The organism is Streptomyces cinnamoneus (assembly GCF_014650495.1).
GTDB lineage: Bacteria > Actinomycetota > Actinomycetes > Streptomycetales > Streptomycetaceae > Streptomyces > Streptomyces cinnamoneus.
Map to the genome: position 1 here is coordinate 68,891 of NZ_BMVB01000025.1, position 11,991 is coordinate 80,881.

An 11,991-nucleotide genomic window follows, 5' to 3' on the forward strand; every position below is an offset into this window, starting at 1 on the left:
GGGGCGCATGGCTGCCCGCGGTGATGTCCTAAAGGGCTCTCCGCGCAATTCAGCACCCGTGTCACGAATGCAGTCGAAGGAATAGTTCGTGCAGTTCCGCCAGAAGGCGCTTTCCAAGCTGCAATCGCCCGAAGAGCTCGATCTGCCCCTGCGCTTCGCGCGCCCGCAAGGCCGGCTCGTCCTGGCCGTAACGGTCGTCGTCATGGCCGTCGCGGCATTTTGGGCATTTATCGGATCCGTGTCCTCAAAACTGAGCGCACCGGGCATCCTCACCCATGCCGAGGGCAGTTACCTGCTCCAGAGCCCGTTCGCCGGACAGGTCACCGCGGTCCTCGCCAAGGAGGGCCAGCTGCTGTCCCCGGGCGCACCCCTGCTCCAGGTCAGCACGGACCGGGGCGACCGGGCCGTGCGCGTGGTGGCCGGCGGGCGGCTGACGACCCTGGTCGCCAAGATCGGCTCGGTCGTCACCACCGGCGCGGACGTGGCGACCGTGGAACGGGTGAAGAACCCCGACGACCCGCTGGTGGCCGTGCTCTACGTGCCCGGCGGGAGCGGCGGGACCATTCCGGTGGGCGCCCCCGTCGACCTGAACGTCCAGTCCGTCCCCCAGCAGCGGTTCGGCGTGCTGCGCGGCCGCGTCACGGCGGTCGGCCGCGCGCCCCAGACCCCGGCGCAGATCGGCGGCTTCCTCGGGGACAACCGGCTCGCCGCGCAGTTCGCGCGGCAGGGCAACCCCGTCGCGGTGCTCGTGCAGCTGGAGCGCTCCTCCGCGACCCGGTCCGGCTACCGGTGGTCCTCCGCGGACGGGCCCCCGTACCCCGTCGACTCCACGACACCGGTCACCGGCGCCGTCCACCTCGCCGCGCAGCACCCCGTCGACTGGCTGCTGCCGTGACCGCCCGTCGACGCCGTCCCGAGCCCCGGGGCGGTGCGCGGCGCCGCGCACCCGCCCCCGACGTCCGCCGGCAGAAGGCCGTCCGCACCCCCACCGTGCTGCAGATGGAGGCCGTCGAGTGCGGCGCCGCCGCGCTCGCCATGGTCCTCGGCCACCACGGCCGCTTCGTCCCCCTGGAGGAGCTGCGCATCGCCTGCGGCGTCTCCCGCGACGGCTCCCGCGCCAGCAACCTCCTCAAGGCCGCCCGCGGTTACGGCCTGCAGGCCAAGGGCATGCAGATGGACCTGGCCGCGCTCGCCGGAGTGCGGCCCCCGGCCATCCTCTTCTGGGAGTTCAACCACTACGTCGTCCACGACGGCATGGGCCGCCGCTTCGGCCGCAAGGGCGTCCACGTCAACGACCCCGCCAAGGGCCGGCGGTTCGTCCCCATGGACGAGTTCGACACCAGCTTCACCGGCGTCGTCCTCACCTTCGAGCCCGGCGAGGGCTTCCGCCGCACCGGCCGCAAGCCCGGCGTCGTGGACGCCCTGCCGGCCCGGCTGCGCGGCACCTCCGGCACCCTGCTCGCCGCCGTGCTCTCCAGCATCCTGCTGGTCCTCGTCGGCGCCGCGGTGCCCGCCCTGAGCCGCACGTACATCGACATGTTCCTCATCGGCGAGCAGACGTCCCTGCTGGGCGTGCTCTTCGCGTCGATGGCGGCGACCCTCGTGCTCACGGCGGCCCTGACCGCGCTGCAGCAGGCCAACCTGCTGCGCGGGCGCATCATCTCCTCCACCCTGGGCAGCGCCCGCTTCCTGCGCCACCTGCTCCGGCTCCCGGTCGCCTTCTTCTCCCAGCGCAACCCCGCCGACCTCGTCCAGCGCCTGCAGTCCAACGACGCCGTCGCCGAGACCCTGGCCAGGGACCTCGCCGCCGCCGGCGTGGACGCGGTGGTCGTGGTCCTCTACGCGGTGCTGCTGTGGACCTACGACCCCCAGCTCACCGTCGTCGGCATCGGCATCGCGCTGCTCAACGTCGTGGCCCTGCGCATCGTCGTCCACGTACGCGCCACCGGCACCCAGAAGCTGCGGGCCGAGAGCGCCCGGCTCACCAACACCTCCTACAGCGGCCTGACGCTCATCGAGACCATGAAGGCCACCGGCGGCGAGAACGGCTTCTTCCGGCGCTGGGCCGGCCAGCACGCCGTCACCCTCGACGTGCAGCAGCGGCTCGGCGTGCCCAGCGCGTGGCTGGCGGTCGTCGCGCCCGCGCTGGCCGCGCTCAACAGCGCCCTGATCCTGATGATCGGCGGCCTGCGGGCGGTCGAGGGGCACCTCTCGGTCGGCCTGCTCGTCGCCTTCCAGGCCCTGGTGACCGGCTTCACCGCACCCATCACCCGCCTCAACGGCGTGGCGGGACGGATCCAGGACTTCGCCGCCGACGTCGCCCGCCTGAAGGACGTCGAGAACTTCCCCGTCGACCCGCTCTCCGCGCGGCGCGAGCCCGCCGCCGGCACCCGCCGCCTCAAGGGCCACGTGGAGCTGGAGAACATCACCTTCGGCTACAGCCCGCTGGACGCCCCGCTGCTGAAGGACTTCTCGCTCTCGGTCGGCCCCGGCCGGCAGGTCGCGCTCGTCGGCGGCTCCGGCAGCGGCAAGTCCACCGTCTCCCGGCTGATATCCGGCCTCCACGCCCCCTGGGAGGGCACCATCCGCATCGACGGAATGCGGCTGGAGGACATCCCGCGCAGCGCACTGGCCGCCTCCGTCGCCTTCGTCGACCAGGACGTCTTCCTCTTCGAGGGCACCGTCCGCGACAACGTCGCGCTGTGGGACCCCTCCGTCCCCGACGAGGCCGTCGTCGCCGCCCTGGAGGACGCCGCCGTGTACGACGTGGTCGCCCGTCGCCCCGGCGGCATCCACAGCCACGTCGAGCAGGACGGCCGCAACTTCTCCGGCGGCCAGCGCCAGCGCCTGGAGATCGCCCGGGCGCTGGTGCGCCGCCCCAGCGTCCTGGTCCTGGACGAGGTGACCAGCGCCCTGGACGCGGCCACCGAGCAGATCGTCATCGACAATTTGCGGCGCCGCGGCTGCGCCTGCGTGGTCATCGCCCACCGGCTGAGCACCGTCCGCGACAGCGACGAGATCGTCGTCCTCGACCGGGGCACGGTCGTCGAACGCGGCCGGCACGAGCACCTGCTCGCCGCGCGGGGCGCCTACGCCGAACTGGTCAAGGAGCACTGAGGTGACGACCCCTCACCAGACCCACCTCGCCCCGGACCCGGTCGTGGCGGCCCTCGGCCACCTCGGCACGGCCGTCGACTGCACGGGTCTGCGCAGCCTGTCCCTGGAGGGCCCGCTCGTGCTGTGGCTCGTCGTGGACGGCGAGCTGGACCTGTTCGCCGTCGACGCCGCGCAGGCGGGGCACTGGCACTTCCTGGGCCGCCTGGCGACGGGCACCCTGCTGCTGGGCCCGGCCGAGGGACCCGAACACACCCTGCTCGGCCGGCCGCTGCACGGCTGCCGGCTGCGCCGCATCGAGCTGCGCGAGCTGTTCCGCCCGGAGCACGGCGGCCCCGGGGCCCCGGTGCACGACGGCTGGGGGAGCGGCTGGGACCAGGGATGGTACGGCGCCGCCGGCGGCGCGCTGAGCCCCCTGGAGAACGCCTTCGCGCTCGGCGTCGGCCGCGGCCTGCACGTGCTCTACCAGGCCCCACTGGAGAGCCCCGCAGGCCCCGGCCGGGCCGGGGCCGACGACGACGTCCTGTGGATGCAGATCACCCCGGGCAGCGTCCAGTACGGCGCCGCCTACGAGGGCTACGGCGCGGACGCGTCCGCCGCGCTCCTCGTCGACGGGGCGATGTGGCAGGGCATGATCGACCAGCAGTACCGGCTGCTGTACGCCCTGGACCACTGGATCGAGCAGCTGGAGCGCGCCCACGAGGACCGCACGGCGGCCGGCATCGCGGCCGGCGAGGCCGCCCGCACCCAGGCGGACCGGACGCTGCTGGCCTCCATCGACCGCTCCGGCCGCCGCCCCCACCGCGGCGCGGGCGACGACGCGACGTTCGCCGCGTGCCGGCTGGTCGCCGCCGCGGCCGGCATCGCCCTCGTGGACCCCGGCGGGACGACCGCCACCGCCGGCCGGACCGACCCCGTCGACCGCATCGCGACCGCCTCGCGCATCCGCACCCGCACCGTCCGGCTCGACGGCCGCTGGTGGCGGGAGAACAGCGGGCCCCTGGTGGGCCTGCGCGAGGCGGACGAATCACCGGTCGCGCTGCTGTGGCGGCGCGGCCGGTACGAGGCCGTCGACCCGGCCACCGGCGCGCGCGAACGCATCGGCAAGGCCAACGAGGCCGCCTTCGCACCGCGGGCCGTCATGTTCTACCGCCCCCTGCCCGACCGGAGAGCGGGCCTGCTGCCGCTGCTGCGCTTCAGCGTGCGCGGCACCGGCGAGGACCTGCGCGGCATCCTCCTGGGCGGACTGGTCGCACTCGGCCTGGGCGCGCTCGTGCCCGTCGCCACCGGCCGGGTCCTCGGCCGGTACGTGCCCCAGGCCGAGAACGGCCTCATCGTGCAGACCGCCCTCGCGCTCATCGCCACCGGCGTCGTCTCGGCCGCCTTCATGCTGCTGCAGAACCTCTCCCTCCTGCGGATGGAGGGCCGCATCGAGGCCACCCTGCAGCCGGCCGTGTGGGACCGGCTGCTGCGGCTGCCGGTGTCGTTCTTCGCCGGCCGCTCCACCGGCGAACTGGCGAGCGCGGCCATGGGCATCAGCTCCGTCCGCCGCGTGCTGTCCGGCATCGGCCCGGTGGTCCTCCAGGCAGGCACCGTCGGCACGATGAACCTCGTGCTGCTGCTCGTCTACAGCGTGCCGCTGGCGCTGGCGGCAGTCGCCATGCTGCTCGTCGTCGCCGCGGTCTTCCTGGGCCTGGGGCTGTGGCAGCTGCGCTACCAGCGGCAGCTGATCGTGCTCGGCAACAAGCTCAACAACCAGGCGTTCCAGACCCTGCGCGGGCTGCCCAAGCTGCGCGTCGCGGCCGCCGAGAGCTTCGCCTACGCCGCCTGGGCACGGGAGTTCGCCCGCACCCGCGAGCTGCAGCAGCGCATCGGCCGCATCGCGAACGCCGTCACGGTCCTCAACGCCGTCTACCTGCCGCTGTGCACCCTCGTGATGTTCATGCTGCTGGCCGGCCCGGCCCGCGGCAGCCTGTCCGCCGCCGACTTCCTCACCTTCAGCACCGCCGTGACGATGATGCTGTCCTCGGTCACCCAGCTGACCGGCGCGCTCCTCTCGGCCGCCGCCGTGCAGCCGATGTTCGAACAGATCCGGCCGGTCTTCCGGGCGACCCCCGAGGTGCGCGGCTCCAGCACCCCGCCGGGCGCGCTGAGCGGCGCCGTCGAGGCCAGGAACCTCTCCTACCGGTACACCGACGACGGCCCGCTCGTCCTCGACGACGTGACGTTCCGGGTACGGCCGGGCGAGTTCGTCGCGATCGTGGGGCCCAGCGGCTGCGGCAAGTCGACGCTGCTGCGCCTGCTCATCGGCTTCGACAAGCCCCTGACCGGCAGCGTGCTGTACGACGGCCAGGACCTGGCGGCGCTCGACCAGGCGGCCGTGCGCCGCCAGTGCGGCGTCGTCCTGCAGAACGCCCAGCCCTTCTCCGGCTCCGTCCTCGACTGCATCTGCGGCGCGGAGAGCTACTCGGCGGAGGAGGCGTGGGAGGCGGCCCGGATGGCGGGCCTGGCCGAGGACATCAAGGCGATGCCCATGGGCCTGCACACCATGCTGTCCGACGGCGGCGGCACCGTCTCCGGCGGCCAGCGCCAGCGGCTGATGATCGCCCAGGCCCTCATCCGCAAGCCGCGCGTCCTCTTCCTGGACGAGGCCACCAGCGCGCTGGACAACGAGGCCCAGCGCGTGGTCATCGAGTCCACCCGCGCCCTGCGCGCCACCCGCATCGTCATCGCCCACCGACTGTCCACGGTGATGGACGCGGACCGGGTGGTCGTCATGGCGGAGGGCCGCATCGCCCAGCAGGGCCCGCCGGCCGAGCTGCTGGCCGACACGGACGGCCCCTTCCACGAGCTGGTCCGCCGCCAGCTCGGCTGAGCGGCCGGGCCGTACGGGTGCCGGTGCGGCTCAGTACGGGTGCCGGTCCGGCTTGTTCGTCCACGCGTCGTAGGCGTGGGCGCCGATCTCGGGATGGAGCTGTTCGATCTTGATCCTTCGCTCGCTCAGGGGCTTCTTGAAGTCCTCGTACTGGTAGGCGTCGTCGAAGCCGATCCGGCGCGTGGCATCCAGATCGCAGCTGAAGTAGACCTCGTCGATCCGCGCCCAGTAGATGGCGCTCATGCACATCGGGCACGGAGCGCCGCTGATGTAGATGGAGCAGCCCTGGAGCATCCGGGCCCGCTCGGGGACCGGGTCCGGCGACCCGTCGGGCCGGGGCACGTACTCCAGGGTGCTCTCGTTCTGGTGCTCCTCGGAGATCGACGGCGCCTCGGGGTTGAGGTGGGCCACGGCCTTGCGGATGGTCTCGACCTCGGCGTGGGCCGTGGGGTCACCGGTCAGCAGGACCCGGTTCTGCCCACGCGCGATGATGTCGCCGTTCCGGCTGATCACCGCACCGAACGGGCCGCCCCAGCCCTTCTCGACCGACTCGGTGGCGAGTCGTACCGCTTCGGTGATGAGCTCTTTGGGTTCCATCACGCAGTCTCCGATCGGTAGCGCATCTCTGCCCGATTTGCCCCATAAGTTCTCTGTGTCATAGGCTACCTGAGGTGAGTTCCCGTGCAAGCCGCGGACCCGGGGCCGACCGCGCCACCGTCGTGACCTCGCAGAAGGTGCGCGCAGACCGCCTCGGCGACTACCACCTCTGGCAGGCCCGGGCGAACGAGGCGGCCCGCGAGTTCGAGGGGTTCGAGGGCGCCGAGGTGTACCCGCCCCGGACGGGCGACGAGAACGAATGGGTCGCCGTCTTCCGTTTCTCCGGGATCGACCACCTCACCGCCTGGCTCAACTCGCCCCGGAGGCGGGAGCTGCTCGCCGAGGGGCAGGGGCTGTTCGAGGCTCCCCCGACGCAGGAGGTGCTCCACGGCGGGGCGCCGCCCGAGCAGGTGCCGGAGGTCGTCACGGCCGTCATCTCCCACGACGTGAAGCCCGGGCAGGAGCAGGGGTTCCTGCGCTGGCAGGCGAAGGCCCTGAAGGCGCAGGAGAAGTCGCCCGGCTTCATGGGGTCCGAGTTGTTCAAGCCGGTCGAGGGCGTCCAGGAGCGATGGGTCGTCGTCTTCCGGTTCGATTCCCGCGAACACCTCGACGACTGGCTCGCGTCCGACGCCCGCAAGGAGCTGCTGGCGGAGGGCCGCGCCTACTTCGCCTCCTACGACGTGCGCAAGGTCGGCTCGGCGTTCAGCGGCTGGTTCCGCTTCGAGGAGGGTGCGCAGGGGGCCGCCCCGCCCAACTGGAAGCAGGCCATGTCCGTGGTCCTGGCCCTCTATCCCACCGTGATGGTGCTGAACCTGACGGTGGGAGCCGAGCTGGACGAGCTGGGTGTTCCCGGATACCTGGGCCTGTTCTTCTCCAACGTGCTGAGCGTCAGCATCCTGACGTGGCTGCTCATGCCCCTGGTGAACAGGGCGCTCGCCTTCTGGCTGGTGCCCAGGCGCACCCGCGGCCACCGCGTGCATCTGGCGGGTGCGGCGGTGGTGGTGCTCGGCTATGCGCTGTTCGTCGCGGTCTTCGGGCTGATCACGCGCTGACCGGTCCGCCGCCGGCCGCAACCGGACGAGTGAGGAGGCCGCGATGTCCGATCGCATGCCCGGGGGAGACCTCGGGGACGCAGTGATCCGGCGCGGTGACCGCGACTACGACGGCGCCAGAGCCGACGCGGTGTGGAACGCGCTCACACCGGACCGATTCCCCGACGCCGTCGTGCGGCCCGCCTGCGAGCAGGACGTCGTGGAGGCCCTGGCCTACGCGCGCTCGCACGGGTTGCGGGTGTCGGTGCGCTCGGGCGGCCACAACTGGTCCGGTTCGGCGCTGCGGGACGGAGGGCTGCTGATCGACCTGTCACGGCTCGGGGGGTGCCGCGTCGACCCCGCGACGGCGACGGCCGTGGTGGGGCCCGCGGCCACCGGTCAGGACCTGGTCGCGGCGCTCGCCCCGCACGGACTGGCCTTCCCGGTGGGCCACTGCCCCTCCGTCGCGGTGGGCGGCTACCTGCTGAGCGGCGGACTCGGCTGGAACTCCCGTGCATGGGGCCCGGCGTGCGCCGACGTCCAGGGGATCCGGGCCGTCACCGCCGACGGCCGGACGCTGACCTGCTCCGAGACCGAGAACGACGACCTCTTGTGGGCCGCTCGCGGCGCGGGACCCGGCTTCTTCGCCGTCGTCACCGCCTTCCGGCTCGGCCTGCATCCCCAGCCGGCCTCGGTCATGACGACGAGCGCGACGTTTCCGCTGTCCGAGGCCGGGGCCGTGACGAGCTGGGCGGTGGGGGCCGCGCGGGAATCGCCGCCCTGCGTCGAGACGGCCCTCGTCCTGAGGGCCTCCGGCGAGCCCACCGCGACGGCCCCGGCGGGGCCGCGGATCACGGTCGCCGCCACCGCGTTCTGCCCGGCCCGCAAGGAAGCGCTCGCGGCGCTCGCCCCGGTGCACGCCTGTTCCTTCGCCGCGAGCGCCGTCACCCGGCAGCAGCCCGAGCCGACGTCGTTCGCCGCCCTCCAGGCGGGCGCCGGTTCACTGTGGCCGCCGGAGCACCGGTACGCGGCCGACACGCTGTGGTCGGACGAGACCTACCAGACCCTGCTGACCCGGACGGCCGACGCGATCGCCCGCGCCCCCTCCGGCAAGTCCCTCGTGCTCGCCCCCGTGCAGCCGGTGTCCGGGGAGCCGGCCCTGCTGCGGAACATGGTCTTCTCGCCGCTCGGCGAGTCCTACCTCGTGGCCTACGCGGTCTGGGACGACCCGGCCGCGGACGGGGCCAACACCCGGTGGCTGCGGGAGGCCATGGCCGCGGCCGACCCGTCCGGAAGCGGTGGTCACTACGTCGCCGAGGCCGACCTGGAGGCAGACGCAGCCGGCGCCCGGCGCTCGTACGCCCCCGCCGACTGGGACCGTCTGCAGGAACTCAAGGCGCGGTGGGACCCGGAGAACCTCTTCCACACCTACCTCACGCCGTGAAGCGGCGCGCCGCCCGGCGGACGCCGCGCCCGCTCGGAGCCGGTCGCGCCCCTGCCGAAGCACTTGCCCAGGGCACGGAAGTCGGCCTGCTCAAGGGGTCAGTGAGCGGCGCGCTGGTACGTCGCCGGGGTGATGCCGTACGCACGCTTGAACCACCGGTTGAAGTGGGCCTGATCGGAGAAACCGGTGGATGTCGCGGCGTCCGCCGGCGGAAGCCCGCGGGCCAGCAGTTGCCGTGCGCGACGGAGCTTCAGAAGGCGCTGGTAGTCGCTCGCAGCCATACCGAACTCCGAGCGGAAGGCCCGGTACAGGGCGTAGCGGCTGCAGCCGGCCGCCGCAGCCAGGTCGTCGGCCGACAGCGGTTCCAGGAAGGCGTCGTTCAACAGGGCGTGGGCCCGCCGGGCGGCCCGGCGCTGCGCCTCGCCCCCCAGCGTCCTCGTGCGCGGCGCCCGCGTCGCGCCCCGCTCCGCGAGCGCGAGGACCGTGGCCGTGAGGTGCTCCTCCCGCGCCAGGTCGCCGGCGTCACGGACCAGCGCCCCGTGCAGACGGGCCAGCGCCCCCGTCAGCAGGGGATCCGTCAGCACGGGGCGTACGAACAGCGGCATCGCCCCTGCGGTCCCGTCGCCGGCCGCGTCACCGAGGGTTTCCCGCACCACGGACGGGCCGATGTGCACGATGCGGTACTGATAGCCCAGCTCTGCGGCGGCCTGGCCGTCATGGACCTCGTCGGGATTGAACGCCATCACCATGCCGGCACCGCTCGTGTGGTGCGCCCCGCGGCAGCGGAAGGTCTGCGCCCCCAGGTCGGTGATGCCGAAGGAGTAGGTGTCGTGGCTGTGCGGCGCGTACACGTGACGGAAGAAATGCGCGTGCATGGCCTCCAGAGGACGGGCTTCATCCCGCCAGTACCGCACCCAGCCGTCTCCGTTCCGCATGCACCTATGGTGGCCGCGCGCACGAGCGTTCAAGACGGAGGGGGGCCCGTCGGGCAGGGTCGGCGTATGGGAACGACAAGCAGGTTCAGCAATCCGTATGCGCTCTTGATGGTGACGATGGTGCTCTGGGGGAGCTCGTTCGCCAGCTCCAAGTCGGTCGTGGCGCACGTACCGCACTCCGTGGGAGCCTTCCTGCGGTTCGGCGGCGGTGCGCTGGCCCTGCTGCTGGCCGTAGCGATGTCCGGCAGCCGTACGGAGCGCGTACCGGCCCGCAACGGATGGCTGGCGGCGGGGGCCGGTGTGCTGGGCGTCTTCGCCTACAACGGCTTCTTCTTCTGGGGCCTGTCGCTCGCCCCGTCCTTGGACGCCGGCATCCTCATCCCGGTCATGAGTCCGGTCCTCACGAGCACGTTCCTTCTGACGACCGGCAAGGAGAAGGCGACCTGGGCACGCGTCACCGGCCTGGCCCTCGGGCTCACCGGCGCGGGGATCTTCTTCATCGGAGCAGGCGGCAGCGGGGCCGGCGGCTCGTCCCGGCTCCTGGGCGACGCCCTCTTCCTCCTCAGTGCGGTGTGCTGGGCGTCCTACACCCTGGCGGGGCCGCGCGTCCTCGCAGGCATCGAGCCGCTGAAAGCCACCACGTACGCGACCTGCGCGGGTGCCGTGCTCCTCGGCTTCCTCGCAGCGCCCGACGTGGCCGACGTGGCGTGGAGCGACCTGCCGGCCAGTGTCTGGCTGAACACCGTATTCCTGGCGATCGGTCCCGCCGCCGTGGCGAACCTCCTGTACTACCGGGGCGTCGGGACCGTGGGTCCGGCCAAGGCATCTCTCATGATGTTCAACGTGCCCGTCATCAACACACTGTGCGCCACCCTTCTCCTGGGCGAGTCCCTCGGCTGGCTCCAGGCCACCGGGGCGCTGGTGCTCGCGCTGGGCGCCGTACTCGCGGTCACACAGGGCAAGCCGCCCTGGCGCTCGGCCGACACCAAGGCGCAGCCTCCCGTGGCCGACGAGCCGACGGTCCGGGAGGCCACACCGGCCAGGAATACATGACGGGGACTGCTCGGACGACGAACTTCTCCCGGCCGAGCGTCGCCCTCGGCGGCGCGGGCTGCGGGGTGGATCTCGGCAAAGGTGCCGGCGTGCCCCCTACCGCCAGTCGCGCTTCTTGAAGATGAAGTACAGGCTCGTGCACACCACCCCGAGCTGCACCAGCAGCGTCACCACCAGCGCATCCCCGTACCCCGCTGAGCGGGACCGGCCGCGCCCGGTACGGCAGCGGAGCCCCGATACGGCGGCAGGGCCCGGACCGCGCGTCGCGGTCCGGGCCCTGCCCTCTGGGGTGCCGCCCTGTGGCGGCCGTGCGTCAGCTCTGTGCGGTGTCGTCGCTCGCCTGCCCGGCGGCCTCGGCTGCGCGTGCCTTTTCGCGCATCTTGCGAACCAGCTCCGCCTTCTGGGCGGCGGCGCCCTGGCGGTCGAGGTTGCGGTGCGGACCGTTGTTCTGCCGTTCGGCGCGGGACAGCTTCTTGCGCTGGCCGCCGCCCTGGCCCACGGGGTTGTTGATGTTCTTGCTGTCGGTCACGGGTTCTCCCGGTGGTGATGTGAAGTGATCTACGGATTCATCGGTGGGGGACGGGCGCGGCGACGTCGAGGGACGTCAGCGGGGGCCCGTCACGCTCTCACTCGTAAATCGGGGTCTGGAAGAACATGACAAAGACGTTACCTGGTTCCGTCCGCTCCGCGCGCCAAGATTTTCGCCGCCCCGGCGCCGGAATTATCCGCACGGAGGCAGAGCGCAAGTGGCGCTCGGTGATCACTCGGGGTTGCTGTGTCCCCAAGGCTGGGCCCCGGGGAGAGACGCGGAAGGCCCCGCACGGAACCGGGAGGCCGGGGGTTCACGTGCGGGGCCGCGCTCAGAGGGAGGGGGCCGTCAGACTCGGGTCAGGGTGAACGTGCCCGTGCCGTCCTGCCTGCCGCTGGAGTACTGGCGGATCA

The 11,991-nt window shown here is 72.6% G+C and carries 9 protein-coding genes; 6 read left to right on the forward strand and 3 right to left on the reverse strand.

The genetic code is table 11. The features are described from left to right. Nucleotides 1-88 precede the first annotated feature (88 nt). From IE182_RS26755 to IE182_RS26765, 3 genes are read left to right on the forward strand one after another with little or no spacing between them, the layout of a single operon-like run. Complete coding sequence (locus tag IE182_RS26755; RefSeq protein WP_190112514.1) at nucleotides 89-895, forward strand: HlyD family efflux transporter periplasmic adaptor subunit; 807 nt, start codon at nucleotides 89-91, stop codon at nucleotides 893-895. Then, nucleotides 892-3,117 carry an NHLP family bacteriocin export ABC transporter peptidase/permease/ATPase subunit gene (locus tag IE182_RS26760; RefSeq protein ID WP_268249640.1) on the forward strand — a complete coding sequence of 742 codons (2,226 nt, stop codon included), beginning with the start codon at nucleotides 892-894 and terminating at the stop codon, nucleotides 3,115-3,117. Before IE182_RS26755 ends, IE182_RS26760 begins: the two co-directional genes overlap by 4 nt. Nucleotide 3,118: 1 nt before the next feature. Beyond that, nucleotides 3,119-5,989 carry an NHLP bacteriocin export ABC transporter permease/ATPase subunit gene (locus IE182_RS26765; RefSeq protein ID WP_190112515.1) on the forward strand — a complete coding sequence of 957 codons (2,871 nt, stop codon included), beginning with the start codon at nucleotides 3,119-3,121 and terminating at the stop codon, nucleotides 5,987-5,989. 30 nt (nucleotides 5,990-6,019) lie between these two features. Here the strand turns inward: IE182_RS26765 and IE182_RS26770 are convergent, their stop codons facing one another. Further along, nucleotides 6,020-6,586, reverse strand: coding sequence for a nucleoside deaminase (locus tag IE182_RS26770; RefSeq protein WP_190112527.1), 567 nt, complete (start codon nucleotides 6,584-6,586; stop codon nucleotides 6,020-6,022). 74 nt (nucleotides 6,587-6,660) lie between these two features. Between IE182_RS26770 and IE182_RS26775 the strand changes: the two genes are divergently transcribed. Both IE182_RS26775 and IE182_RS26780 read left to right on the forward strand, forming a co-directional pair. Further along, complete coding sequence (locus IE182_RS26775; RefSeq protein WP_229845133.1) at nucleotides 6,661-7,638, forward strand: antibiotic biosynthesis monooxygenase; 978 nt, start codon at nucleotides 6,661-6,663, stop codon at nucleotides 7,636-7,638. 43 nt (nucleotides 7,639-7,681) lie between these two features. Next, the gene (locus tag IE182_RS26780; protein WP_190112516.1) at nucleotides 7,682-9,061 is read left to right on the forward strand and encodes an FAD-binding oxidoreductase; all 1,380 of its coding nucleotides are present in this window, start codon (nucleotides 7,682-7,684) and stop codon (nucleotides 9,059-9,061) included. Between the two features lie 98 nt (nucleotides 9,062-9,159). Here IE182_RS26780 and IE182_RS26785 read toward each other — a convergent pair whose 3' ends face one another. Continuing rightward, entirely contained in the window at nucleotides 9,160-9,996 is an 837-nt protein-coding gene (locus tag IE182_RS26785) for an AraC family transcriptional regulator (protein WP_190112517.1), read from the reverse strand. Between the two features lie 66 nt (nucleotides 9,997-10,062). On the opposite strand from IE182_RS26785, the gene IE182_RS26790 reads away from it, so the two are divergent. Next, the gene (locus tag IE182_RS26790) at nucleotides 10,063-11,049 is read left to right on the forward strand and encodes a DMT family transporter (RefSeq protein WP_190112518.1); all 987 of its coding nucleotides are present in this window, start codon (nucleotides 10,063-10,065) and stop codon (nucleotides 11,047-11,049) included. Between the two features lie 313 nt (nucleotides 11,050-11,362). On the opposite strand, the gene IE182_RS26795 is transcribed toward IE182_RS26790, so the two are convergent. After that, nucleotides 11,363-11,578 (reverse strand): DUF6243 family protein, encoded by a 216-nt coding sequence (locus tag IE182_RS26795; protein ID WP_095583211.1) that lies wholly within the window; start codon nucleotides 11,576-11,578, stop codon nucleotides 11,363-11,365. Nucleotides 11,579-11,991 lie beyond the last annotated feature (413 nt).